Below are 23,480 nucleotides of genomic sequence, written 5' to 3' on the forward strand. Positions count from 1 at the left end.
AACGCCCTGTCGTACAGGGCGTTGAACGGTCTTTATTCATCCTGTTTTTTGAGCAATCGCAATGCGTTGGCGGTAACCAACGCCGTCGCGCCGGAATCCGCCAATACCGCCAGCCATAGTCCGGTAATGCCCAGAATGCTGGTGATCAGGAAGACCGCTTTCAGCCCAAGGGCGATGGTAATATTCTGCCGGATATTCAGTTGCGTCGCCCGTGACAGCCGGATCATGCCGGCTAATCCGCCGAGGCGACTGTGCGTCAAGGCGGCGTCAGCGGTTTCCAGCGCCACGTCGGTGCCGCTTCCCATCGCAATACCGATGGTTGAGGCTTTCATGGCGGGCGCATCGTTGATGCCATCACCGACCATGGCGACCGGATGCTGCTGATTAAGCTCGCTTACGGCGGTCACTTTGTCGGCGGGCAGTAAACCCGCCCGGTAATCGATACCCAAATCGGCAGCGATTGCCGCCGCCGCACGCGGATTGTCGCCAGTGAGCATGATACAGCGTATATTCATGGCCTGTAACGCGGCCAGCGCTGCGCGGGCGTCGTTGCGCAGGGTATCGCGCAGAGCCAGCAAGCCTTGTACATGGCCATCTTCCTGTACCACAACCACCGTCTTGCCCGCGCTTTCCAGCGTATCAACCTGCTGTTGCCAGCGGTTGTCCAGCGTCCCCGCGGTCAGCCGGGCGGGTGAACTTACCTGAATCCGCCTGCCCGCAATGGTGCCTTCTACCCCGATACCGGCTAATGCGCGGCGATCTTCCGCGATGGGCAGAAACGGGTTGGTGGCCCGCGCATGTTGCACAATCGCCTGTGCCAGCGGGTGGTGCGAACCGGATTCGATCGCCGCGGTTCGCGCCAGCAGCGCGGCTTCACTCACGCCATCCGCCGGTAAAACATCGGTAACCTGTGGTTTGCCTTCGGTCAGGGTGCCGGTTTTATCAAAGGCGATGGTGCGGATGCCGCCCAGCGCTTCCAGGGCCGCGCCCCCTTTGATCAGCGCGCCCTGACGGGTTGCCGCCGCCAAACCGGAGGTAATCGCGGCCGGTGTGGAAATCACCAGCGCACAAGGACAACCGATTAGCAGCAGCGTCAGACCGCGATAAATCCATTCCTGCCAGGGTTGCCCCATCAACAGCGGTGGGATGACGATCACAAGTAGCGATAGCAGCATGATGGCTGGCGTATAGTAGCGGCTGAAGCGATCGAGGAAACGCTCGATCGGCGCGCGGCGCGTTTCGGCTTCTTCTATCAATTGCAGAATACGATCGATGGCGTTGTTGCCCGGCTGCGAAATGACGCGCAGTTGCACCATTTTATCGACACACAGGCTACCGGCGGCGATCTTGTCGCCCACGGCGCGTTCAACAGGCACCGACTCGCCGGTCAGGGCGCTTTCATCAAAACTGGCTTCCGCGCGCAGTAATTCCGCATCGGCCGGTAGCCGTCCGCCGGGGGCGACTTCAATTACATCACCGGGTAACAGGCTGGCGATTGGCACCTTAACGCGTCGTTCGTTTCTGATGACGATAGCGTCTTCGGGCATCAGGGCCATTAATGCGGTTACGCCTTGTCGCGCACGGTTGGCGGCATAGGCTTCCAGCCGTTCGCCCAGCATAAACAGTAGCAGAACCACAGTGGCTTCAGTTGTCGCCCCGATCAGCAGCGCCCCGATGGAGGCTACGCTCATCAGCGTTTCAATCGCGAACGGTGTGCCGGAGCGGGCAAGTTGTACGGCCTTTTTCAGTACGGGAATGAGGCCCACAATGGTGGTGGCGATAAACGCAATCTCGCCGAGCGAGTCATTAAATAACGATACGCCCCAGCTTATTGCGGTCAGCGATATAAAGAGGATCAGGAAGCCATATTCATGAAGAAAATTGCCGGGGGTAAAACGGCGTTGCTCCGCAGAAGGCGGCGTATTGGGCGCAATGTCCAGCAAGGAGAAACCCACTTGCGAAACCGCGTGTTGTACTTGTGAACGTACATCGTGGCGGGCGGCGACCACCAGTTTTTCGGTGGCGAACAATACATTGGCGTGTTCGATGCCCTGGAGATTTTTTACTGCATTTTCAATTTTACGAGCGCAGCTTGGACAATCCATGCCGCTGATTTTCCAGCTAAAACGCTGATGAGAACCGGGATGGTCGCTGTCTCCGCCGTCGGGGTCGTCTGAATCGGCGTTATCACCGCTTTCCGATGCGCTGTTATCAGGGCCTCGCCCGGTATTGATCACGGAGCCGGGCGCCTGTTTTACCGCGCAGCAGCTTTTTTCCGCATGCGATACAGGTTTTGCGTGAGTGTGGCAACAGGCTGATTTTTCGCCGCTGTGATGATGGTGCTGATGAGAATGCATACCTTCCTCCTGTGTTGATGATAGTGATTCTCATCAGGAACTTTACACCGTTATAGGCGGTGACTCCAGTATTTCACATGCGTTGTCAGCGTTAAAAATAGAGCGAGCGAACGATAAGGAAATGTCCGCCAAAATAGCCAATCGCCACGATGACCTGATGCGCGCGGAAATTGATCCGGTAATGGTGGATCAGCCAGGCGGCATGGGCGATAAACAGCAGCGCGCAGCCAGCCAGCAAGGAGAAGTTGTGGTCGCTTCCCAGTGCGAAATAACGCTCCCCGGCAACCCAGACCATCAGGATGGTCATAAGAATAAACGCACAGACTGGCCAGCGTTGATCATTGAGCTTGCTCCAGATAAGGGCGATCAGAATAGCGGCCAGCAGCACCAGCGACAACGCCAGCGGCCAGAAGAACGTCAGCGCCATCTGGCTGGTAAAAAAGCTGAGGGTGTAAAGCAGGTGAGCGGCGAAATAGGCGGCGAAGGCATATAGTAGACGCTGCGTCGGCAGTAACAACAGCATGTCGGCGACTAGCGTAGCCAGTAATCCGGCGACGATCAGATAGCCTGATACGCTCAGAAACGGCGTTTGCCAGGCCAGCGCCAGCAACAGCAATATTGTGACCGGCTTGAACAACCAGCGTTGCCACGCCGGACCACGATAGCTGGCGTCAACGTATAACCAGCCGGAGAAAAGCACGGCGATAAATGACCAGAGCATAGCCTATCCTTTCTTTATTTGGCGTAAGGGGTTGCTGTGAGTATAAACAACATCGGGTGAGACAGATGCGAATACCTGTGCTTCATGTTATTTTATCGACCTGTTTTTACTGCTGATGAATGTCGTAACGTCTCTTGAAGGAGAGTAGTGTTGAATGAGTAATGAACCTGCACTGTATCGTATTCAATTCATTAATAACGGTAAGAACTACCAGCTTTATGTGCGTGAATTAGTGTCGAGCAGTTTGTTCGGTTTTATTGAAATTGCCGACTTCGTCTTCGATAGCCAATCAACGGTGCTGGTTGATCCTTCGACAGAAAAGCTCAAAACGGAATTCTCCGGCGTTAGCCGCAGTTTTATTCCTTTGCAGGCGATTATCCGCATTGATGCGGTGACGGAAAAAGGCAGCGCCCGGATTTCCGAACTGGGAGATAACGTGATGCATTTCCCCTATCTTCCCGGTAAGAAGCCCTGACAAATAGACGCGTTTCCGCGGTTGTTGTCAGGGGGGCCTTGATTCTGCTTGTTGAACATCAGAGCTTGGGGGGCTGCCTGGGCTGTTTCTTTTGCCAAGCCAGTAACTCAAACACGCCAAACAGAAAAATGCGTGCTTGCAGCGCCTGGCTGAGCGATGGGCCGTCTTTGGGCTGGCTGGATTTCAACAACAGCAGTTGAAAGCCATGCATCAGGATCATAAATATCATCGCCACCGTCATGAAAATGTTCAGTGGCCGGGGAAACGGCTGGAACAGGTTAAAAACCAGAAAAGCCCACACGCCCAGCATCAGCAATCGTCCCAGATTAATCCATATCATCATCTACCTCTTAATGTCATTGCGCGGCTTGCTGAGAAGATCATTGGCGGATGTACAAGCGGTAAGCGACCTGACCAGCGATCTTTTCGCGGTGAAGCCGCCAGTTACCTGGGATCGCCAATTGTGTATTTTCCGCCTCGGTTTCCACGTAGATCCATGCCTCCGGCGTCAGCCAGCCTTGTTGTTCCAGCAGAGATAGCGTGAGGTTCAATAAATCTTTGCGAAACGGCGGATCAAGAAACACCACGTCAAAGGGCTGTCCCGGTTGCGCCAGCCAGCGCAGCGTGTCCGTATGCACGACTTGCGCGTTTTCCGCCCGTAGCAGCGCCAGATTGTGCGTTAATTGTTGCGCTACCGCTCGCTCGGTTTCCAATAATGTGGCATGGGCCGCATAACGCGATAAGGCTTCCAGGCCCAGCGCGCCGCTACCGGCAAAACAATCCAGGCAACGGGCTTCCTGAATAACGGGAGCCAGCCAGTTGAACAGCGTTTCGCGCACCCGATCGGTGGTCGGTCGTAAGCCCGGACTATCCGGGACCGGAAGTTTTCTGCCGCGCCACTGACCGCCGATAATTCGGATCTGGCCGGCGGCGGGCGATACGTTTTTTTTAGCCATAACTCACAGGTTCGTTGGTGTGCCGCGTCAATACAGTCATGGCGCGGCCAGAAAATTTCTGGCGCTATTCTAGCGGCGGTTACGTGTAGAGGGAATGTTAAGATCGGGGCTGACATACTTCGTTACGGAGATTGTCTGCTATTGCGCCCGCTGGCTGCGTGTTGCTGTCGGCAGGAAAGTGTTAAACTCATTGGTTAACTATGATTTTCATTGATTGATTCGCTGCACTGAGCGGCGTGGAGCGCGATTGCACATGACAAAAGAAAAGAAGCGCGGTTTTTTTTCCTGGTTAGGATTGGGGCAACAGGAAGAAGAACAAAAAGAGCAACCGCAGGAGAAGCCGGTCGTCGAGGAGGCGCCCGCCGCGCCGTCTGAGACGCAGGCCCCGGGCCAACAGCAGGTTGAAATCGTTGAAAAAGATCCCGATCCGGCGGCTATCGCGCCAGCGGACGTGACGCAACCATCGCCGCCGCCCGCGGCGGCAAGCGAACCAATCGTTGAGACTGCGCCGGACGTAATTCATCAGGAAGCGCGTCAGCAGGATGAATCACCCGTGGCGGCGCAGGAACAGGAACGTCCGACGAAAGAGGGATTTTTCGCGCGCCTGAAACGCAGCCTGGTTAAAACCCGTCAAAACCTGGGTTCAGGATTTATCGGATTGTTTCGCGGCAAGAAAATCGACGACGATCTGTTTGAGCAACTGGAAGAACAGCTACTGATTGCCGATGTGGGCGTGGAAACCACGCGCAAGATCATTACCGGCCTGACGGAGCACGCCAATCGTCGACAACTGAAAGATGCCGATGCGCTGTTTGTTAAGCTGAAAGAAGAAATGGCGACCATCCTCGACAAAGTTGAGGAACCGTTGAACATCGACGGCAAAACGCCGTATGTGATCCTGATGGTCGGTGTAAACGGCGTCGGTAAAACCACCACGATTGGCAAGATGGCGCGTCAGTTTCAGGCGCAAGGAAAATCCGTGATGCTGGCCGCGGGGGACACGTTTCGCGCCGCGGCGGTGGAGCAACTTCAGGTCTGGGGCCAACGCAACAATGTCGCGGTGGTGGCTCAGCATACCGGCGCTGATTCCGCGTCGGTGATTTTTGATGCGATTCAGGCGGCGAAAGCGCGGGGCGTCGATGTCCTGATTGCCGACACCGCAGGCAGATTGCAGAACAAAGCGCATCTGATGGAAGAATTGAAAAAGATTGTGCGCGTGATGAAGAAGCTGGATGAGGATGCGCCGCATGAAGTGATGTTGACGCTGGATGCCAGCACCGGACAGAACGCCGTCAGCCAGGCGAAACTGTTTAATGAAGCGGTCGGCTTGACCGGGATTACCCTGACCAAGCTGGACGGCACCGCCAAGGGCGGGGTGATTTTCGCTATTGCCGACCAGTTCGGCATTCCCATCCGCTATATTGGGGTGGGGGAAGGTATCGAAGATTTGCGGCCATTCAAGGCTGACGATTTTATTGAGGCACTTTTTGCCCGAGAGGATTAAAACGGATGATTCGTTTTGAACAGGTCAGTAAAGCGTATCTCGGTGGACGCCAGGCATTGCAGGGGGTGGATTTTCATCTACGTCCGGCAGAGATGGCGTTTCTGACCGGTCATTCTGGCGCGGGGAAAAGTACCCTGCTGAAACTGATTTGTGGCATTGAACGTCCCAGCGCGGGGCAGATTCTGTTTAGCGGACATAACATCAGCCGCCTGAAAAAACGTGAAGTCCCGTTTTTGCGCCGTCAGATCGGCATGATTTTTCAGGATCATCATCTGCTGATGGAAAGAACCGTCTATGACAACGTGGCGATGCCGCTCATCATTGCCGGCGCCAGCAGCGAAGATATTCGTCGTCGGGTATCGGCGGCGCTGGACAAGGTAGGGTTGCTGGATAAAGCCCGCAATTATCCTATCCAGCTTTCCGGCGGCGAGCAGCAGCGGGTCGGCATTGCGCGCGCGGTGGTGAATAAACCCGCCGTTTTGCTGGCGGACGAACCGACCGGTAATCTGGATGATGCGCTGTCCGAGGGGATTTTGCGTTTGTTCGAAGAATTTAACCGGGTTGGCGTTACTGTACTGATGGCGACCCACGATACCGGGCTGATTGCCCGTCGCAATTACCGGGTTCTGACGCTATCCGATGGCCGCATGATTGGGGGAAATCATCATGGCGAATAATATGCGTAATGCGATAAAGCCCGGAACGAAAGCGAAGGCGCTGCGCGGCGGCTGGCAGGAGCAGTGGCGTTACGCCTGGACCAACACGCTGGACGATATGTTGCGTCAACCGTTGGCGACGCTATTGACGGTAATGGTGATCGCCATTTCTCTGGCTCTGCCGAGCATCTGTTATCTGGTGTGGAAAAACGTCAGTCAGGCGGCGACCCAGTGGTATCCCTCGCCGCAATTGACGGTTTATCTTGATAAATCGCTTGATGACAATGCGGCGCAGGCGGTGATCACCCGGCTTCAGTCTGAAGACGGCGTCGATAAAGTGAACTATTTGTCGCGGGATGAAGCAATGGGGGAATTTCGCAACTGGTCGGGTTTTGGCGGCGCGCTGGATATGCTGGAAGAGAATCCGCTGCCTGCGGTTGCCATCATTACCCCTAAAATGAATTTTCAAAGCGCCGACGTATTGACGACCTTGCGCGACCGCGTGGCCGCCACGTCAGGCGTGGATGAAGTCCGCATGGATGACAGTTGGTTTGCGAGGCTGGTTGCGCTGACTGGTCTGGTCGGCCAGATTGCGGCAACCATTGGCATATTGATGGTTATCGCGGTGTTTCTGGTGATCGGCAACAGTGTGCGTCTGAGCATCTTCAGCCGCCGCGAAACCATTAACGTCATGAAGTTGATTGGCGCGACCGACGGCTTTATTTTGCGCCCGTTTCTCAACGGGGGAGCCGTGATGGGGTTTGGCGGCGCGGTGTTGTCTTTGATCCTGTCTCAGACGCTGGTGTGGAAGCTTGGTTCCGTCGTCGCTCAGGTGGCTTCGGTGTTCGGTACGACCTTTACCGTCATGGGGTTAAGCTGGGACGAATCCCTGTTATTGTTGCTTGTCGCCGGGATGATAGGTTGGCTGGCCGCTTGGTTGGCGACCGTTCAACATTTACGTCGTTTTACACCACAATAGGCTTTTTTTGATATACTCTTTTTCTGCTGTATCCAGCTTGATATGTGAAATAAGATGAATAATATTGTTGGAACTTATGAGAGAAATCACACTCTAAGTTTAGAGACACTGGGCCGAACTGTTAGCGTGTATATGGCGCGAAACAGTATGCTGGAGCAAGGCCGAATATAACGACTTGTCAGTGACGGGCGTTTAAGCGGGCTGGTAAAGCGCCGCGCAACCGTGGTAATGAGAGGGATTGAATGACCAAAGATATGCAAACTTTCACCTTAGTTCCCCAGGGCAGTCTGGAGGGTTACATTCGAGCCGCCAATGCCTATCCGATGCTGACGGCAGAGGAAGAGCGGGCGCTGGCTGAACGGCTGCATTATCAGGGCGATTTGGAGGCGGCGAAGCAACTCATTTTGTCGCATCTGCGTTTCGTTATTCATGTGGCCCGTAATTATTCCGGCTATGGCTTGCCGCAGGCAGACCTGATTCAGGAAGGCAACATCGGTCTGATGAAGGCGGTACGTCGCTTTAATCCTGAAGTGGGCGTGCGTCTGGTGTCTTTCGCCGTCCATTGGATCAAAGCTGAAATTCACGAATATGTGCTGCGCAACTGGCGTATTGTGAAAGTCGCGACCACCAAAGCGCAACGTAAGCTGTTCTTTAACCTGCGTAAGTCCAAAACGCGTCTTGGCTGGTTCAATCAGGATGAAGTTGAACTGGTTGCCCGAGAACTGGGTGTGACCAGCAAAGATGTGCGTGAAATGGAATCGCGTATGGCTGCCCAGGACATGACCTTTGACCCGACGCCGGATGAAGAGACGCATGATGGCAAGGCCATGTCCCCCATGCTCTATTTGCAGGATAAGTCTTCCGACTTTGCTGATGGCATCGAAGAAGATAACTGGGATAACCATGCGGCGGACAAACTGACGGATGCGCTGCAAGGGCTGGATGAGCGCAGCCAGCGTATTATCCGCGCTCGTTGGCTGGATGATGACAACAAGTCAACATTGCAGGAACTGGCCGATGAATATGGCGTATCCGCAGAGCGGGTAAGGCAGTTGGAAAAGAACGCCATGAAAAAGCTGCGAGCGGCGATCGAAGCCTAAGCGACAGCACATACAAGAAAGAAGGGTCGGACAAGTGTCCGACCTTTTTTTTATGCGCGTTATCCTTGCTGGTCGTCGCTTGATGACGTTTAACAGTGCTTCCGGCGTTTTTATCCTTGTTTACGGATATAACGCCAGCCGCCGGATACTGGCGAAAAGCCGCAGCTAATCATGAATTTTGCCAGCACGTCCTCTTTGACGGCAGCGTGATCGGCTGTCGCCAACCACCACTCTTTCACGCCTGGTAACTGCTTGCGAGCTTCATCTATCAGATATAAACCAACGCCACGGCGTCGGGTGGTGTCACGCACCAGGAGATCGCTCAGTTCGGCATAGTCGCCTTTAATCTCAACCATGACGGCAGCCAGCAAGCGATCGTTAAAACGCGCGGCGAACAGCCGACGCTCTGCGTTAAGACTCTCTTCCAAAAGTTCCAGATTCTGGTGCGGCCAAATTGTAGCCAGATCAATTTTATCCTGCTGGCTGAATTGGGTGAGACATTCAACGGTTAGTTTCATTTACGAGCACTCCATCAAGTGAGTGAAGAATCATGTCATTGTTTTGCAGTGGAACAGTGATGCCATTTTTATAGCGAGCTTCCTGCTTACTATCCTTCGGGCCGATGTCGCAAGCGACATGGGCATTTTTTTATTTAAAGTCAACAGTGAAAATGTTTTGCACTGTAAGTATTGTTCGAGTAATACATTAATAATCAGCACATAAAGTAGCATAACTGACTATATATAAATCAAACATCGATGTTTCAGACTGGTGTTTTATGCTGAAAACATAAATCGCCGCTACTGATGTCGGTTGATTTGCAGCATAATATTCCTGTTTAATAATATGAAAAATAAAGCCTTATTAGAAACTATTACTAATAATAACCCTAACCCGTTCTTACATATAAGAAAAAGGTTATGTTATGACGCAAGGCGGTCATGTTTTCAGCAATATCCATAATAAAAGATGGGGTAAATCGAATGAAATTTAGTAAAAGCAAAACATTGCTGATGGGTTGTATGGCTGTTGCATTCAGCCATGCGGCGAGTGCCGCGGATATTAAGGTTGCTGTTGTAGGCGCCATGTCCGGTCCGGTTGCGCAATATGGTGATATGGAGTTTATTGGCGCGCGTCAGGCCATTGCCGATATCAATGCTAAAGGCGGCGTCAACGGCAATAAACTGGTTGGCGTCGAATATGATGACGCATGCGATCCGAAACAAGCGGTGGCCGTGGCGAATAAAGTCATCAACGACGGTATTCGTTATGTTATTGGCCATTTGTGTTCCTCCTCCACGCAGCCTGCTTCCGATATTTACGAAGAAGAAGGCGTGATCATGATTACGCCAGCCGCCACCAACGCGGATTTGACCACCCGCGGCTATGAGCTGGTACTGCGTACCACCGGCCTGGATTCCGATCAAGGCCCAACGGCGACGAAATATATTGTCGAGACGATTAAACCTCAGCGCATCGCCGTTATACATGATAAACAGCAATACGGTGAAGGTTTGGCCCGCTCTGTTCAGGATAGTCTGAAAAAAGCCAATGCGAATGTGGTGTTGTTTGAAGGTGTGACCGCGGGTGATAAAGATTTCTCCTCGCTGGTGGCTCGCCTGAAAAAAGAAAACGTGGATTTCGTTTATTTTGGCGGCTATTACCCGGAAATGGGGTTACTCATGCGTCAGTCCCGTCAAAGTGGCATGACCACTAAATTCATGGGGCCGGAAGGCGTGGGCAACGCTTCGCTGTCCAATATCGCGGGTGAGGCATCGGAAGGCATGCTGGTCACATTGCCGAAACGTTATGATCAGGTGCCAGCCAACCAACCAATTGTCGATGCGCTGAAAGCCAAAAAACTGGATCCGACCGGGCCGTTCGTCTGGACAACGTATGCCGCATTGCAATCTCTGACCACCGCCATGCAACGCAGCGGCAGCATGGAGCCGGAACAACTGGTCAGCGATCTGAAAGCCAAATCGGTGGATACCGTGATGGGGCCACTGAGTTGGAATGAGAAAGGCGACCTGAAAGGGTTTGAGTTTGGCGTATTTGAGTGGCATGCAGACGGTACTTCCAGCGTAGCGAAGTAATGGCTGCGCGGTAATGATTTCAGCCTGCATGAGCTTTGGCTGTCATCAATCGATGCTGTAATAATTCCTCAATACCGATGCCTCCGTTGCCGCAAGGCGCGGGGGCAGAATCTAAGGTTAAGGTATGTCCGAGCAGTTCCTCTACTTTTTTCAGCAGATGTTCAACGGTCTGACGTTGGGCAGCACCTATGCGCTGATCGCCATTGGCTACACCATGGTTTACGGTATCATCGGCATGATTAACTTCGCCCACGGCGAGGTTTACATGATCGGTAGTTACGTCTCCTTTATTGTTATTGCCGGGCTGATGATGATGGGTATTGATGCGAGCTGGCTGTTGATCAGCGTCGCTTTTGTCGCAGCCGTCGTCATTTCCAGCGCTTACGGCTGGAGTATTGAACGGGTCGCCTATCGACCGGTGCGCACTTCCAAGCGCCTGATCGCACTGATTTCCGCCATCGGCATGTCTATTTTTCTGCAAAACTACGTCAGCCTGAACCAGGGCTCACGCGATGTCGCGCTCCCCAGCATGATTACCGGACAGTGGGTGTTGGGCGAAACCAATGGTTTTGCCGCGACAATCAGCACCATGCAGTTGACCATCTGGATCGTGACGTTCCTCGCTATGCTGGCCCTGACGCTGTTTATCCGCTATTCGCGCATGGGACGCGCGTGTCGCGCCTGTGCGGAAGATCTAAAAATGGCCAGCCTGCTGGGTATCAGCACCGACCGCGTTATTTCCTTGACCTTTGTCATCGGCGCGCTGATGGCGGCGGTAGCCGGAGTGCTGCTAGGGCAGTTCTACGGCGTGATTAACCCCTACATCGGTTTTATGGCCGGTATGAAAGCCTTTACCGCAGCGGTGCTGGGCGGCATCGGCAGCATCCCCGGCGCGATGATTGGCGGGCTGATTCTGGGCGTGGCGGAAGCGTTGACATCCGCCTACCTGAGTACGGAGTACAAGGATGCGGTATCGTTCGCGTTGCTGATTGTGGTTCTGCTGGTCATGCCTACCGGTATTCTTGGCCGTCCAGAGGTTGAGAAAGTATGAAAAAGCTCAATCTTTTCAATGCTATTATCTCCGCGTTTATGTTGCTGGTGCTGGCCGCGTTTTTAATGGGCATGCAACTGGGTCTTGATGGGACCAAACTGGTGGTGCGCGGCGCTGATGAGGTGCGCTGGTACTGGATCGGCGCGGGTTGCATCGTGGTGTTCTTCTTTCAGTTGATTCGTCCGTTTTTCCAGGCGGGCCTGAAACGGTTTTCCGGCCCGTCGCTGGTATTGCCGAGTTTTGATGGCAGTACGCCGCGCCAGAAGTTGCTGGCGGCTTTGCTCATTGTCGCGGCGGTTGCCTGGCCTTTTCTGGTGTCTCGCGGCACTGTCGATATCGCGACCCTCACGTTGATATATGTGATGCTGGGACTGGGGCTGAATGTGGTTGTCGGTCTGTCGGGGTTGCTGGTATTAGGCTATGGCGGCTTTTATGCCATCGGCGCTTACACCTATGCCTTGTTGAATCACTATTACGGTCTGGGATTTTGGGAAAGTCTGCCGCTGGCGGGCATGGCTGCGGCGCTGTCCGGCTTTCTGCTGGGGTTCCCGGTATTGCGTCTGCGCGGGGATTATCTGGCTATCGTCACGTTGGGATTTGGTGAGATTGTTCGTATTCTGTTGCTTAACAATACCGAAATCACCGGCGGCCCGAATGGTATCAGCCAGATCCCGAAACCGACCCTCTTTGGTCTGGAATTCAGTCGTAACGCTCGCGACGGCTGGGATACCTTCCACAATTTCTTCGGCCTGAAATACGATCCCAGCGATCGCATCATTTTCCTGTATCTGGTGGCGCTGTTGCTGGTGGTATTAACGTTGTTTGTCATCAACCGTTTATTGCGCATGCCGCTGGGCCGGGCCTGGGAAGCGCTGCGTGACGACGAGATTGCCTGCCGTTCGTTGGGCTTGAGCCCCACTCGCATCAAGTTGACCGCGTTTACCATCAGTGCGGCGTTTGCCGGGTTCGCCGGTACGTTGTTTGCGGCGCGTCAGGGGTTCGTCAGCCCGGAATCCTTCACATTCGCCGAGTCCGCGTTTGTGTTGGCGATTGTGGTGCTGGGCGGCATGGGTTCGCAGTTCGCGGTGATCCTGGCGGCTATTCTGCTGGTGGTGTCCCGTGAACTGATGCGTGATTTGAATGAGTACAGCATGTTGCTGCTGGGCGCGTTGATGGTGCTGATGATGATTTGGCGGCCACAAGGCTTATTGCCGATGAAACGTCCGCAAATGAAGCTGAAAGTCGCTAAGAAGGAAGAGCAGGCATGAGTGAGACGCAGCCATTATTATCGGTCCGCGGCCTGATGATGCGTTTTGGCGGCCTGCTGGCGGTCAACAATGTTGAACTGGATATTCATTCGGGTGAAATCGTTTCATTGATTGGCCCGAACGGGGCCGGGAAAACCACGGTATTCAACTGCCTGACCGGTTTTTATCGTCCGAGCGGCGGCGCCATCCTGTTGCGCGATCGCCATATTGAAGGTTTGTCGGGACAGGCGATTGCCCGTATGGGCGTGGTGCGCACGTTCCAGCATGTGCGTTTATTCCGCGAAATGACCGTGGTCGAAAACCTGCTGGTGGCGCAGCATCAACATCTGAAAAGCGGCGTGTTCGCCGGGCTATTGAAGACACCGGCCTTCCGTCGCGCGGAAGCGGATGCGCAGGATCGCGCGGCAGCCTGGCTGGAACGCATCGGTTTGCTGGATCTGGCGAACCGGCAGGCAGGCAATCTGGCCTATGGGCAGCAGCGCCGGTTGGAAATTGCTCGTTGTATGGTCACGCGCCCTGAATTGCTGATGCTGGATGAACCGGCGGCGGGCCTTAACCCGAAAGAAACCGAAGCGTTGGATCAGTTGATTGTGGAACTGCGCGACAGCCATCAGGTGTCCGTCCTGCTGATTGAGCATGATATGAAGCTGGTGATGGGGATTTCCGACAGGATTTATGTCGTTAATCAGGGTACGCCGCTGGCGCAAGGCACCCCCGCTGAAATTCGTAATAACCCGGATGTGATCCGCGCTTATCTGGGTGAAGGATAACGTTATGCTGTCATTAAATCAGGTTTCGGCTCACTACGGTAAAATTCAGGCGCTGCATCAGGTAAGCCTGCACATTGAACAGGGCGAAATTGTTACGCTTATCGGCGCCAACGGCGCCGGTAAAACTACGCTGTTGGGAACACTCTGCGGCGACCCGCGCGCCAGCGAAGGCACCATCATGTTCGATGGGAAAGACATTACCCACTGGCAAACGGCGCAGATTATGCGCGAGGCGATTGCCATTGTTCCTGAAGGACGGCGGGTTTTTTCCCGTATGACCGTGGAAGAGAATCTGGCGATGGGCGGTTTCTTTGCCGATCGCCAGCAATACCAGCAGCGCATTGAACGCGTCTACGCCCTGTTTCCGCGATTGTATGAGAGACGCGCGCAGCGGGCCGGCACCATGTCCGGCGGTGAGCAACAGATGCTGGCGATTGGGCGGGCGCTGATGAGTCAACCACGTTTATTGTTATTGGATGAGCCTTCTCTGGGGCTGGCGCCGATTATCATTCTGCAAATTTTTGATACCATCCAGCAATTGCGTGAAGAAGGCATGACCATCTTTCTGGTGGAGCAAAACGCCAACCAAGCGTTGCGTTTGGCTGATCGCGGTTATGTACTTGAAAACGGTCATGTAGTGTTGGAAGACACCGGTGCGGCATTGTTGGCAAATGAAGCGGTACGCTCGGCCTATCTGGGCGGGTAATTGATATCGGGTCGGTTATCCGGCCTGTTTTTGTAAGAAGGGTTGAAAAAAGATGGCCAACGAAGGGTTACTGGCGCAGCGCATTGCTCAGTTGAAAAGTTCCGCTATTCGTGAACTGCTTAAACATAGCAAGATGGACAATATTATCTCGCTGGCGGGCGGGATCCCCTCTGATGCACTGTTTGATTTTGTCGGGTTGAGTCAGGCGACGCAGTTAGCCATTACCGAGCAGCCGAAAACGGCTTTCCAGTATGGGCTGACAGAGGGCAGCGGCGTGCTGCGCGAACGTATCGCCGATCTGTGCGCCTTACGTGGCGTGAAAACACAGGCGGAAGATATCGTAGTGACGGCGGGTTCGCAGCAGGCGCTGGATTTGATTATGCGTTCCATGGTCGATCCAGGCGATGTCTTTGTCGTTGAACGCCCGACCTATCTCGCCGCGCTGCAAACGCTGGAACTGGCGCAGGCGCAGGTGATGTCTGTCGCGTCCGACGAGCATGGCATGGTGGTGGATGAACTGGAAGAACTGTTGCAAAAACAGCGTATCAAGGGTGTCTATATCGTCCCGAATTTCGGTAACCCCAGCGGCGTCACATTGAGCTATGAGCGGCGTAAGCAACTGATAGCGCTGGCTGCGCGTTATGGGTTTGTCATCATTGAGGATGATCCCTACGGCGAGTTGCGTTTTACCGAAGAGCGGAACCCGACATTGTTCCAGTTGGCGCTGGAGCAACTGGGCAGCACGGAATACGTGCTTTACACCTCCACATTCTCCAAAGTGCTGGCGCCGGGATTGCGTCTGGGCTGGGCGATCCTGCCGCAGTGGTTGCTGCATAAAGTCGCAATTATCAAACAGGCGGCGGATTTGCATGCCAGCACACTGTCGCAAACGGTGGTGGAGTGCTATCTGGGGTTGGGACGTCTGGAAGCGCAGATCGAGAAGATTCGTTACGCCTATAAGCACAAAGGCGAGTTGCTGGCACGGTTGGTTGAACAGGCGTTGGGGGATGTCATTACCTTTAACCAACCGAAAGGCGGCATGTTCCTGTGGGCAAAATTCCGTCACGAATTTAATACCACTGAATGGTTGAAACAGACGCTTAATCAGGGCGTGGTGTTCGTTCCCGGTGAGTTTTTCTTTTCTGACCGGCCTGATTATTCGACGCTGCGTCTTTCCTTTGCGACCGCGACGGATGAACAGATGCGCGAGGCGGTGGCCCGCCTGCGCCGCGCTCTGTAAACGACGTCCAGGGGTTACCTGATAAAAAACCGCGTCCTTGCTGACGCGGTTTTTTAGTGGATATTAATTTTAGGAATCTTTGTTTCTTAAAACGTTTCCCAATCTTTATTGGACGCGTTGGTTAGCGCCAGAGCAGTACGCGGGGGCTTTTGGGCGGTCTTTGGTGCGGCGCGTTGCGGTTGTCCGCCTGCAATGGTGAAGGCTTTCATCAGTTCTACCAGATGGGCAGCCTGATCGCTCAGACTATCCGCGGCGCTGGCGGATTGCTCCACCAGTGCGGCATTCTGCTGTGTGACCTGATCCAGTTGATTCACCGCGTCATGAATTTGGGAAATGCCGGATTCCTGCTCCTGAGTGGTGACGCCAATTTCGTTGATCAGATCGGCGACATTTCGCGCCTGACGCACCAGTTCTTCGATGGTGCTGCCCGCGTCAGCCACCAGTGTTGAGCCGACTTCCACCTTCTCGACGCTGTTGGCGATCAATTCTTTGATTTCTTTGGCGGCGGTCGCGGAGCGCTGCGCCAGTGAGCGCACTTCCCCTGCCACAACCGCGAAACCACGTCCTTGCTCACCGGCACGCGCCGCCTCCACCGCAGCGTTGAGCGCCAGAATATTGGTCTGGAAAGCGATGCCGTCAATCACGCCGATGATATCGCCGATTTTATGCGAACTGTCGGTGATGCCTTTCATGGTCACCACGATATTGTTTACCGCGTCTCCGCCTTTCGCGGCGGTGGCGCTGGCTGCTTGCGCCAGTGTGGTGGCATTGCGCACCGTATCGGCATTCTGGCGCACGGTCTGGCTCATCTCTTCCATCGATGCCGCGGTCTGCTGTAGGCTGGCGGCCTGTTCTTCGGTGCGTTGGCTGAGATCGGTGCTGCCTGCCGCAATCTGGCTGGAGCCGGTGGCGATGGATTCACTGCTTTCGCGAACCTGTTCGACAATGTTGCTCAGACTTACGCGCATGCTGTTCATGGCGGCCAGCACGCTGTGGCTATCGCCTGGATGCAAATCGACCGCGACGGCCAGATTGCCCTGCGCCACCTGGTGGGCGATCTGCGCTGCGTAAGCCACTTCACCGCCTAGTTGCCGTTTGATGGTGCGGGTGATTAATATGGATACCAGAATTCCCACCAACGCCGCGATCGCCGACAGGACCAACATGAAATTACCATCGGATTTCGCTTCGCTCATTGAGCTATTGGTTAGCGACAGCGTCAGCTTTTCCTGTTGCTCCACCATGTTGTCCAGCGCCGCGAACACCGGGCCCTGTGCATCCTGCATGTCGTTAACCATTATGTTTAACGCCTGCGCCCGTTGTTCCGGCTGTTCGGAAAGCCCTAGTTCGATAGCGCTTTTGACCGCCTGCATATAGGCGGGACGAGCGGCGGTGAGGCTATCGAGCGATCCGCGGGTTTCCGGTTCGGACAATCGCTCATACAGTTGCTTGAGCGTTTCCGTGTTGCGGACGATCTGCTTATCAATCAGTAATTTCTCTTCCTGCATGCGATTTCGGTCGGTATGCAGACCAATGTTGCGCACCGAGCGGGCAACGGTATCAAAGCCGTTTTTAGCGTCCTGTATCAGCATCAGGTTGGCCAGATTTTTTTCAGACAGAGATTCAATGTTATCTCCCAGCGAGACCAATTGCACCCGGCCAAAAATGGCAACCAGCAACCCGATAATGATAACGGAGGCAAAGCCCGTTCCCAGCATCGTTCCAAGCTTCATTTTTTTCATAAAGTTCATAAATTATCTTGCTCTCCTTTTTCTACTGATGGGCAACGTGGTATTCCAGAGGTTAGGGAAAATACCCGTTATTTTTCAGGTTGCGATGGCGATTGCTGCCGCTGACTTGAATAGCTTATGGGGATACATTCGGCTACCGCCTTAAAACCTATTAAAAATAGTGTAGATGCCGAATTGATAGTCGATCGGTTTTACTGAAAGATGGACATGAACGTCATGCTCTAATAGAAGTAATATTAATTAATTAAATAGGCATGATAAAGGGTATGCACCTTTCGCCGCGGGCAGAACAAGGCTATAAATTGATGGCATTTATTCGAATCGGGACTGATGTTGTCTGAGAGGATATCAAGGGAAGGGCATAGAGCCGTGAGAAACTAAAGGCCGCGTACGCGACCTTTAGCGATTGGATCGTGATTGGTTTAGAACGCTTCCCAGTCTTGCTGCGCGGGGGTGTTACTGGCTAATTTCAGCGTCTGAGTCGGGCGAGGCGCCTTCTGTTGACTGGGTTTGCGCGTGTTTTCGTCAAGCTGGAAAACACTCATCAGTTCGACCAGTCGTTTGGCCTGATCGCTCAGGCTGTCTGCGGCGGTAGCGGATTCTTCCACCAGGGCGGCGTTCTGTTGCGTCACTTCATCCAACTGATTGACCGCATCATTAACCTGCGAGATACCATGAGACTGCTCGCGGGTGGTTACCCCGATTTCGGACAGCAATTCGGCCACGCGACGCACCTGATCGACGATTTCGCTCATTGTGTCGCCCGCTTCATTCACCAGAAGCGAACCGGCTTCCACTTTTTCCACGCTTTCGCCAATCAGTTCTTTAATTTCTTTGGCGGCGGACGCGGAGCGTTGCGCCAGTGAGCGCACTTCCCCTGCGACAACCGCGAAGCCACGACCTTGCTCACCGGCGCGCGCCGCTTCCACCGCGGCGTTGAGCGCCAGAATATTGGTCTGGAAGGCGATACCATCAATCACCCCGATAATGTCGCCTATTTTGCGTGAACTGGAGGTGATTTCGTCCATGGTATTGACGACATTGTTGACGACATCGCCGCCTTTACCCGCGGTAACGCTGGCGGATTGCGCCAGTTCCGACGCCATATTGACCGTATCGGTGTTCTGCTTAATGGTCACGTTCATCTGTTCCATTGACGCTGCCGTTTCTTGCAGACTTGAAGCCTGCTCTTCCGTCCGCTGGCTTAAATCGGTGTTGCCGATGGCGATTTGGCTGGCGCCGGTGGCGATGGATTCGCTGCTCTGACGTACCTGATCGACAGTGTGGCTCAGGCTATCGCGCATGGATGTCATGGCGGCCAGCACGCTGGTGCTGTCGCCTGGGCGCAGCGCAATTTTCAATGCCAGATTTCCCTCTGCCACCTGCTGGGCGATCTCAACCGCATAGGTGGGTTCGCCGCCAAGCTGTCTTTTGATGCGCCGCGTGATGCTCCATGCAATTAATGAACCTAACAGCGCCGCGATAACAACCGCAATCAGCATCATTGTTCCGGCGGTTATCGCCTGACGTTCTGATATATTGGCTGTCTCCACCGTCAGGCTTTTCTGATAGGTTACCATCTCATCCAGCGCGCTGAACACGTTGGCCTGCGCGTCACGCATTTCACCGAACAACATCGCGCGCGCTTCTTGCATTTGCCCAGAAATGCCTAAATTGATCGTCTTATTCAGCGTCTCACGGTAGGTAGGGCTCAACTGGGCAAGTGCCTGCACAAGTTGACGCGCTTCAGGCGATACCGCAGTATTGCGCAGTGTGTTGAGATGTTCGGCATTGCGTGACAGCAGTTCATCAATGCGATTCTTCTCGCTTTCCTTTTCCTGATTGTTTTCCATCAGCGTAATGTTGCGCACGGAGCGGGAAATGGTATTGATATTGTCTTTTACATCTTGCATCAGCAACAGGTTGTTAATGCGCACCTGTGACAACAGTTGAATATTGTTGCCCAATTCAGCTAGTTGCATGCGGCCAAATAAAGCGACAAGGCAGCCTATCAGGATGACGATAGCAAAACCGGAGCCGAGCATGGTTCCCAGTTTCATATTTTTTAACATATTCATATGTTCCTTGGTGGATAGAGACCAGCAGATAAATGCATTTACTGGCGAGAGATGAAAAATGCCTTATAAATCATTTTATTATTATGCGTAGTCCAGAGGGTGGTATTTTTGATTCATCCACTTGCCTGACTGAAAAACCGGCGTGAAAGAAGATGATTACCCATTGTAAAGGGTGATGGGGTAAATTGATTACCAGATAAGTGGGCAAAAAGTGTGCTGATTGTTGCCATTTGATAGCGTGAGACTATTGTAAAATGTAAAGGCAATTTATTTAGCTATCAATTGAGTGGTTGGTGAGCGAAGGTTAGTGAATAATGCCTGGCGTTTTCCTGCCGCGTTCATCCGGTTACCGCAAGGTTTATTTATCGTTATTGGCATAATTTGCGGCATTCATACATCCTTCTGTCCTGCGCGGGCTTACTGCCACGTGAGTCAGAGAGGTTCAGTTCGGTAAGTCTCGTTGTCATTCTTCCGTCATTTCCCGGTTATTTTTCTGTCATACGCACATGTCATGTTACCTGCGCCATAAAAAACACAAGGCGTGTTTTTCAACGTTGCCCGGCAACGGCCCAAAAGGGCGCGGACAGGACGCCCGCCATAAAAAAAGCGTCTCTCTGATGCAGGCGCGTCTATCTATTGCAGGAGACTGGCATGTTTAACTCTGATATCCGTAAAACGACAGCGTGTGTGGTATTAGCGCTGGCTTGTAGCGCCAATGCGCAGGCCGCCACCGAAATCCTTTTCTGGCATTCGATGGAAGGCGAGCTTGGAAAAGAGGTCAATTCCCTGGTCGAACGTTTTAATCAGTCCCACGGCGATGTGAAAATTGTCCCGGTCTATAAAGGCAACTACGAACAGAGTCTGGCCGCCGGGATCGCCGCTTATCGCGCCGGGAATGCGCCTGCGATTTTACAGGTTTATGAGGTCGGCACCGCCACCATGATGGCCAGCAAAGCGATTAAACCGGTTTATGAGGTGTTCAAAGATGCCGGTATTCCTTTTGATGAGTCAGTTTTTGTGCCGACCGTATCCGGTTATTACACCGATGCGAAAAGCGGCCATCTGCTGTCGCAGCCGTTCAATAGCTCGACGCCCGTTCTGTACTACAACAAAGATGCTTTCCAAAAAGCGGGATTGGATCCCGAGCAGCCGCCAAAAACCTGGCAGCAAATGGCTGAGTACACCGCGAAGCTGCGTGCGTCCGGCATGAAGTGCGGCTATGCCAGCGGCTGGCAGGGCTGGATCCAGATTGAAAATTTCAGCGCCTGGCATGGTTTGCCGGTCGCCAGCAAAAATAACGGTTTCGATGGCGCCGATGCGGTACTGGAATTCAATAAACCGACGCAGGTTAAACACATTCAGTTATTGCAGGACATGAACAGGAAAGGGGATTTCACCTATTTCGGGCGTAAGGACGAACCAACCGAGAAGTTTTATAACGGCGATTGCGCGATTACCACTGCATCGTCGGGTTCACTGGCGGATATCCGTCAACACGCCAAATTCAATTACGGCGTAGGCATGATGCCTTATGACGCCGAGGTGTCCGGCGCACCGCAGAACGCCATTATCGGCGGCGCCAGTCTGTGGGTGATGAATGGCAAAGACGCTGCGACGTATAAAGGCGTGGCTGAGTTTATGCAGTTCCTGGCTCAGCCTGAAATGGCCGCGGAATGGCATCAGAAAACCGGTTATCTGCCGATCACCAAAGCAGCGTATGCGTTAACGCAGCGGCAGGGTTTCTACGAGCAGAATCCGGGCGCGGATATCGCCACACGTCAGATGCTGAACAAGCCGCCGCTGGCGTTTACCAAAGGCTTGCGACTGGGCAACATGCAGCAGATCCGTAGCGTGGTGGATGAAGAACTGGAAAGCGTCTGGACCGGAAAAAAAGCGCCGCAGCAGGCGCTGGATAGCGCGGTGACGCGAGGTAACGCCTTGTTGCGTCGCTTTGAGCAATCAACCCGATAACCTATGTCCTAAGGAGCTGAATGACATCGGCTCCTTCCCTTTCTGATCGCAATGAGTTAGCGCATGACATCATCCCGTCCCGTTTTTGGCCGCAGTTGGCTTCCCTATCTTCTGGTTTTGCCCCAGTTGCTCATCACCGTTGTTTTCTTCATCTGGCCCGCGGGTCAGGCGTTGTGGTATTCGGTGCAAAGTCTCGATCCGTTTGGTTTGTCCAGCGAATTCGTTGGCATGGAAAACTTCCGCCAATTGTTCAGCGATAGCTACTATCTGGATTCGTTTTACACCACGCTGATATTCAGTTTTCTGGTGGCGGGGTTTGGTCTGCTGATTTCGCTATTTCTGGCCGCGTTGGTAGATCATGTGATGCGATGCCGCCGCCTGTATCAGACGTTGATTCTTTTGCCGTATGCAGTGGCGCCGGCGGTCGCGGCGGTGCTGTGGATGTTTCTGTTTAATCCCGGCCTGGGGTTGATCACCCACTTCCTTGGGACGCTGGGCTACTCATGGAATCATGCGCAGAACAGCGGGCAGGCGATGTTTCTGGTGGTGTTGGCGTCCATCTGGAAACAAATCAGCTATAACTTTTTGTTTTTCCTCGCCGCCCTGCAATCCATTCCCCGCTCGCTAACCGAAGCGGCAGCCATTGACGGCGCCGGACCGGTGCGCCGCTTCTTTAATCTGGTGCTGCCGCTGATTTCGCCGGTGAGTTTTTTCCTGCTGGTGGTGAATCTGGTTTATGCCTTCTTCGATACCTTTCCGATTGTTGACGCCGCTACCGCGGGCGGGCCGGTGCAGTCAACCACCACGCTTATCTACAAAATTTACCGGGAAGGCTTCGCGGGTCTGGATCTGTCCAGTTCGGCGGCACAGTCGGTGGTGCTGATGCTGTTAGTTATCGGACTGACGGTGCTCCAGTTCCGTTTTGTTGAACGTAAGGTGAATTACCAATGATTGAGAACCGTCGCGGACTGGCTATTTTCAGTCACCTGATGCTGATCGTCGGGATTGCCGCCGTGTTGTTCCCGCTGTACGTGGGGTTTGTGGCTGCCACGCTGAATAATCAGGACGTCTTTCAGTCGCCGATGTCGCTGATGCCTGGTTCGCACCTGTGGGAAAATCTGCGCGATATCTGGCTGCATGGCGCGGGCAACAGCCCGACGCCGTTTGGCCGGATGCTGTTGAACAGTTTTGTCATGGCGCTGGCGATTACACTGGGCAAAATCACGGTTTCGATCTTATCCGCTTACGCCATCGTCTATTTTCGCTTTCCGCTGCGCAGTCTGTTTTTCTGGATGATTTTCCTGACGTTAATGTTGCCAGTGGAAGTGCGTATTTTCCCCACGGTGGAAGTGATCGCCAGGCTGGACATGATGGACAGCTACACCGGGTTGACGCTGCCGCTGATGGCATCGGCCACGGCGACCTTTCTGTTCCGGCAATTCTTTATGACCCTGCCGGATGAACTGCTTGAGGCGGCGCGCATTGATGGCGCAAGCCCGATGCGTTTCTTTTTCGACATGGTGCTGCCGCTGTCGAAAACCAATCTGGCGGCGCTGTTCGTGATTACCTTCATCTATGGCTGGAACCAGTATCTATGGCCGTTGCTGATCATCAGCGATGCCAATCTGGGGACGGCGGTCGCCGGCATCAAAAGCATGATCGCTTCTGGCGACGGCGCGACCCAGTGGAATCAGGTAATGGCCGCAATGCTGCTCACCCTGCTGCCGCCGCTGTTGGTCGTGTTGTTGATGCAGCGCTGGTTTGTGCGCGGTCTGGTGGATAGCGAAAAGTAACGGGCGAG

At 53.8% G+C, this 23,480-nt stretch carries 21 protein-coding genes; 14 read left to right on the forward strand and 7 right to left on the reverse strand.

Annotated features, from left to right (window positions below; translation table 11 throughout):
- Positions 1 to 32: 32 nt before the first annotated feature.
- Both NC856_RS13220 and NC856_RS13225 read right to left on the reverse strand, forming a co-directional pair.
- On the reverse strand, positions 33 to 2,357 hold the full coding sequence (locus tag NC856_RS13220) for a zinc/cadmium/mercury/lead-transporting ATPase (RefSeq protein WP_264090895.1): 2,325 nt from the start codon (positions 2,355 to 2,357) through the stop codon (positions 33 to 35).
- A gap of 91 nt (positions 2,358 to 2,448) precedes the next feature.
- Positions 2,449 to 3,078 carry a lysoplasmalogenase gene (locus tag NC856_RS13225; protein WP_264090896.1) on the reverse strand — a complete coding sequence of 210 codons (630 nt, stop codon included), beginning with the start codon at positions 3,076 to 3,078 and terminating at the stop codon, positions 2,449 to 2,451.
- A gap of 154 nt (positions 3,079 to 3,232) precedes the next feature.
- Between NC856_RS13225 and NC856_RS13230 the strand changes: the two genes are divergently transcribed.
- Positions 3,233 to 3,553, forward strand: a complete 321-nt coding sequence (locus NC856_RS13230; protein ID WP_264090897.1) for a DUF1820 family protein — start codon at positions 3,233 to 3,235, stop codon at positions 3,551 to 3,553.
- A 58-nt stretch (positions 3,554 to 3,611) separates the two neighbouring features.
- Here NC856_RS13230 and NC856_RS13235 read toward each other — a convergent pair whose 3' ends face one another.
- On the reverse strand, positions 3,612 to 3,890 hold the full coding sequence (locus NC856_RS13235; RefSeq protein ID WP_264090958.1) for a DUF1145 family protein: 279 nt from the start codon (positions 3,888 to 3,890) through the stop codon (positions 3,612 to 3,614).
- Positions 3,891 to 3,933: 43 nt separating this feature from the next.
- Positions 3,934 to 4,509, reverse strand: coding sequence for a 16S rRNA (guanine(966)-N(2))-methyltransferase (gene rsmD / locus NC856_RS13240; RefSeq protein ID WP_264090899.1), 576 nt, complete (start codon positions 4,507 to 4,509; stop codon positions 3,934 to 3,936).
- Positions 4,510 to 4,762: 253 nt separating this feature from the next.
- Here rsmD and ftsY point away from each other — a divergent pair, with 253 nt between their 5' ends.
- From ftsY to rpoH, 4 genes are all read left to right on the forward strand, one after another.
- The gene (gene ftsY / locus NC856_RS13245; RefSeq protein WP_264090900.1) at positions 4,763 to 6,013 is read left to right on the forward strand and encodes a signal recognition particle-docking protein FtsY; all 1,251 of its coding nucleotides are present in this window, start codon (positions 4,763 to 4,765) and stop codon (positions 6,011 to 6,013) included.
- Between the two features lie 5 nt (positions 6,014 to 6,018).
- Positions 6,019 to 6,690, forward strand: a complete 672-nt coding sequence (ftsE, locus tag NC856_RS13250) for a cell division ATP-binding protein FtsE (RefSeq protein WP_264090901.1) — start codon at positions 6,019 to 6,021, stop codon at positions 6,688 to 6,690.
- Positions 6,680 to 7,648, forward strand: coding sequence for a permease-like cell division protein FtsX (ftsX, locus tag NC856_RS13255; RefSeq protein WP_264090902.1), 969 nt, complete (start codon positions 6,680 to 6,682; stop codon positions 7,646 to 7,648). Before ftsE ends, ftsX begins: the two co-directional genes overlap by 11 nt.
- 242 nt (positions 7,649 to 7,890) lie before the next feature.
- Positions 7,891 to 8,748 carry an RNA polymerase sigma factor RpoH gene (gene rpoH, locus NC856_RS13260; protein WP_264090903.1) on the forward strand — a complete coding sequence of 286 codons (858 nt, stop codon included), beginning with the start codon at positions 7,891 to 7,893 and terminating at the stop codon, positions 8,746 to 8,748.
- Between the two features lie 110 nt (positions 8,749 to 8,858).
- On the opposite strand, the gene panM is transcribed toward rpoH, so the two are convergent.
- The gene (gene panM / locus NC856_RS13265; protein ID WP_264090904.1) at positions 8,859 to 9,266 is read right to left on the reverse strand and encodes an aspartate 1-decarboxylase autocleavage activator PanM; all 408 of its coding nucleotides are present in this window, start codon (positions 9,264 to 9,266) and stop codon (positions 8,859 to 8,861) included.
- A 465-nt stretch (positions 9,267 to 9,731) separates the two neighbouring features.
- On the opposite strand from panM, the gene NC856_RS13270 reads away from it, so the two are divergent.
- From NC856_RS13270 to NC856_RS13295, 6 genes are all read left to right on the forward strand, one after another.
- Positions 9,732 to 10,844, forward strand: a complete 1,113-nt coding sequence (locus NC856_RS13270; RefSeq protein WP_264090905.1) for a branched-chain amino acid ABC transporter substrate-binding protein — start codon at positions 9,732 to 9,734, stop codon at positions 10,842 to 10,844.
- 124 nt (positions 10,845 to 10,968) lie between these two features.
- Complete coding sequence (gene livH, locus NC856_RS13275; protein WP_264090906.1) at positions 10,969 to 11,895, forward strand: high-affinity branched-chain amino acid ABC transporter permease LivH; 927 nt, start codon at positions 10,969 to 10,971, stop codon at positions 11,893 to 11,895.
- Positions 11,892 to 13,163, forward strand: a complete 1,272-nt coding sequence (locus NC856_RS13280; RefSeq protein ID WP_264090907.1) for a high-affinity branched-chain amino acid ABC transporter permease LivM — start codon at positions 11,892 to 11,894, stop codon at positions 13,161 to 13,163. The genes livH and NC856_RS13280 overlap by 4 nt, the downstream gene beginning before the upstream one ends.
- Positions 13,160 to 13,933, forward strand: a complete 774-nt coding sequence (gene livG / locus NC856_RS13285) for a high-affinity branched-chain amino acid ABC transporter ATP-binding protein LivG (RefSeq protein WP_264090908.1) — start codon at positions 13,160 to 13,162, stop codon at positions 13,931 to 13,933. Before NC856_RS13280 ends, livG begins: the two co-directional genes overlap by 4 nt.
- A gap of 4 nt (positions 13,934 to 13,937) precedes the next feature.
- Positions 13,938 to 14,639 (forward strand): high-affinity branched-chain amino acid ABC transporter ATP-binding protein LivF, encoded by a 702-nt coding sequence (gene livF, locus NC856_RS13290; protein WP_264090909.1) that lies wholly within the window; start codon positions 13,938 to 13,940, stop codon positions 14,637 to 14,639.
- A gap of 52 nt (positions 14,640 to 14,691) precedes the next feature.
- A complete protein-coding gene (locus NC856_RS13295) occupies positions 14,692 to 15,879 on the forward strand; it encodes an aminotransferase-like domain-containing protein (protein ID WP_264090910.1) in 1,188 nt (395 codons plus the stop codon).
- Between the two features lie 86 nt (positions 15,880 to 15,965).
- Here NC856_RS13295 and NC856_RS13300 read toward each other — a convergent pair whose 3' ends face one another.
- The gene (locus NC856_RS13300; protein WP_264090911.1) at positions 15,966 to 17,630 is read right to left on the reverse strand and encodes a methyl-accepting chemotaxis protein; all 1,665 of its coding nucleotides are present in this window, start codon (positions 17,628 to 17,630) and stop codon (positions 15,966 to 15,968) included.
- Positions 17,631 to 18,052: 422 nt separating this feature from the next.
- Positions 18,053 to 19,708 carry a methyl-accepting chemotaxis protein gene (locus NC856_RS13305; protein ID WP_264090912.1) on the reverse strand — a complete coding sequence of 552 codons (1,656 nt, stop codon included), beginning with the start codon at positions 19,706 to 19,708 and terminating at the stop codon, positions 18,053 to 18,055.
- A 651-nt stretch (positions 19,709 to 20,359) separates the two neighbouring features.
- On the opposite strand from NC856_RS13305, the gene ugpB reads away from it, so the two are divergent.
- From ugpB to ugpE, 3 genes are all read left to right on the forward strand, one after another.
- Positions 20,360 to 21,679, forward strand: a complete 1,320-nt coding sequence (gene ugpB, locus NC856_RS13310; RefSeq protein ID WP_264090913.1) for a sn-glycerol-3-phosphate ABC transporter substrate-binding protein UgpB — start codon at positions 20,360 to 20,362, stop codon at positions 21,677 to 21,679.
- 63 nt (positions 21,680 to 21,742) lie between these two features.
- Entirely contained in the window at positions 21,743 to 22,630 is an 888-nt protein-coding gene (ugpA, locus tag NC856_RS13315) for a sn-glycerol-3-phosphate ABC transporter permease UgpA (protein WP_264090914.1), read from the forward strand.
- A complete protein-coding gene (gene ugpE / locus NC856_RS13320; RefSeq protein WP_264090915.1) occupies positions 22,627 to 23,472 on the forward strand; it encodes a sn-glycerol-3-phosphate ABC transporter permease UgpE in 846 nt (281 codons plus the stop codon). The genes ugpA and ugpE overlap by 4 nt, the downstream gene beginning before the upstream one ends.
- The last annotated feature ends 8 nt before the right edge of the window (positions 23,473 to 23,480 follow it).

Source organism: Brenneria izbisi, assembly GCF_025840185.1.
Lineage (GTDB): Bacteria > Pseudomonadota > Gammaproteobacteria > Enterobacterales > Enterobacteriaceae > Brenneria > Brenneria izbisi.

Coding starts and splice junctions, on each gene's coding strand:
- NC856_RS13225 (WP_264090896.1), bottom strand. CDS start 3,078: ATGCTCTGGTCATTTATCGCCGTGCTTTTCTCCGGCTGGTTATACGTT.
- NC856_RS13295 (WP_264090910.1), top strand. CDS start 14,692: ATGGCCAACGAAGGGTTACTGGCGCAGCGCATTGCTCAGTTGAAAAGT.
- NC856_RS13270 (WP_264090905.1), top strand. CDS start 9,732: ATGAAATTTAGTAAAAGCAAAACATTGCTGATGGGTTGTATGGCTGTT.
- livF (WP_264090909.1), top strand. CDS start 13,938: ATGCTGTCATTAAATCAGGTTTCGGCTCACTACGGTAAAATTCAGGCG.
- NC856_RS13220 (WP_264090895.1), bottom strand. CDS start 2,357: ATGCATTCTCATCAGCACCATCATCACAGCGGCGAAAAATCAGCCTGT.
- ftsY (WP_264090900.1), top strand. CDS start 4,763: ATGACAAAAGAAAAGAAGCGCGGTTTTTTTTCCTGGTTAGGATTGGGG.
- rsmD (WP_264090899.1), bottom strand. CDS start 4,509: ATGGCTAAAAAAAACGTATCGCCCGCCGCCGGCCAGATCCGAATTATC.
- panM (WP_264090904.1), bottom strand. CDS start 9,266: ATGAAACTAACCGTTGAATGTCTCACCCAATTCAGCCAGCAGGATAAA.
- ugpE (WP_264090915.1), top strand. CDS start 22,627: ATGATTGAGAACCGTCGCGGACTGGCTATTTTCAGTCACCTGATGCTG.
- NC856_RS13230 (WP_264090897.1), top strand. CDS start 3,233: ATGAGTAATGAACCTGCACTGTATCGTATTCAATTCATTAATAACGGT.
- ftsE (WP_264090901.1), top strand. CDS start 6,019: ATGATTCGTTTTGAACAGGTCAGTAAAGCGTATCTCGGTGGACGCCAG.
- livG (WP_264090908.1), top strand. CDS start 13,160: ATGAGTGAGACGCAGCCATTATTATCGGTCCGCGGCCTGATGATGCGT.
- NC856_RS13280 (WP_264090907.1), top strand. CDS start 11,892: ATGAAAAAGCTCAATCTTTTCAATGCTATTATCTCCGCGTTTATGTTG.
- ugpB (WP_264090913.1), top strand. CDS start 20,360: ATGTTTAACTCTGATATCCGTAAAACGACAGCGTGTGTGGTATTAGCG.
- ugpA (WP_264090914.1), top strand. CDS start 21,743: ATGACATCATCCCGTCCCGTTTTTGGCCGCAGTTGGCTTCCCTATCTT.
- NC856_RS13300 (WP_264090911.1), bottom strand. CDS start 17,630: ATGAACTTTATGAAAAAAATGAAGCTTGGAACGATGCTGGGAACGGGC.
- NC856_RS13305 (WP_264090912.1), bottom strand. CDS start 19,708: ATGAATATGTTAAAAAATATGAAACTGGGAACCATGCTCGGCTCCGGT.
- livH (WP_264090906.1), top strand. CDS start 10,969: ATGTCCGAGCAGTTCCTCTACTTTTTTCAGCAGATGTTCAACGGTCTG.
- rpoH (WP_264090903.1), top strand. CDS start 7,891: ATGACCAAAGATATGCAAACTTTCACCTTAGTTCCCCAGGGCAGTCTG.
- ftsX (WP_264090902.1), top strand. CDS start 6,680: ATGGCGAATAATATGCGTAATGCGATAAAGCCCGGAACGAAAGCGAAG.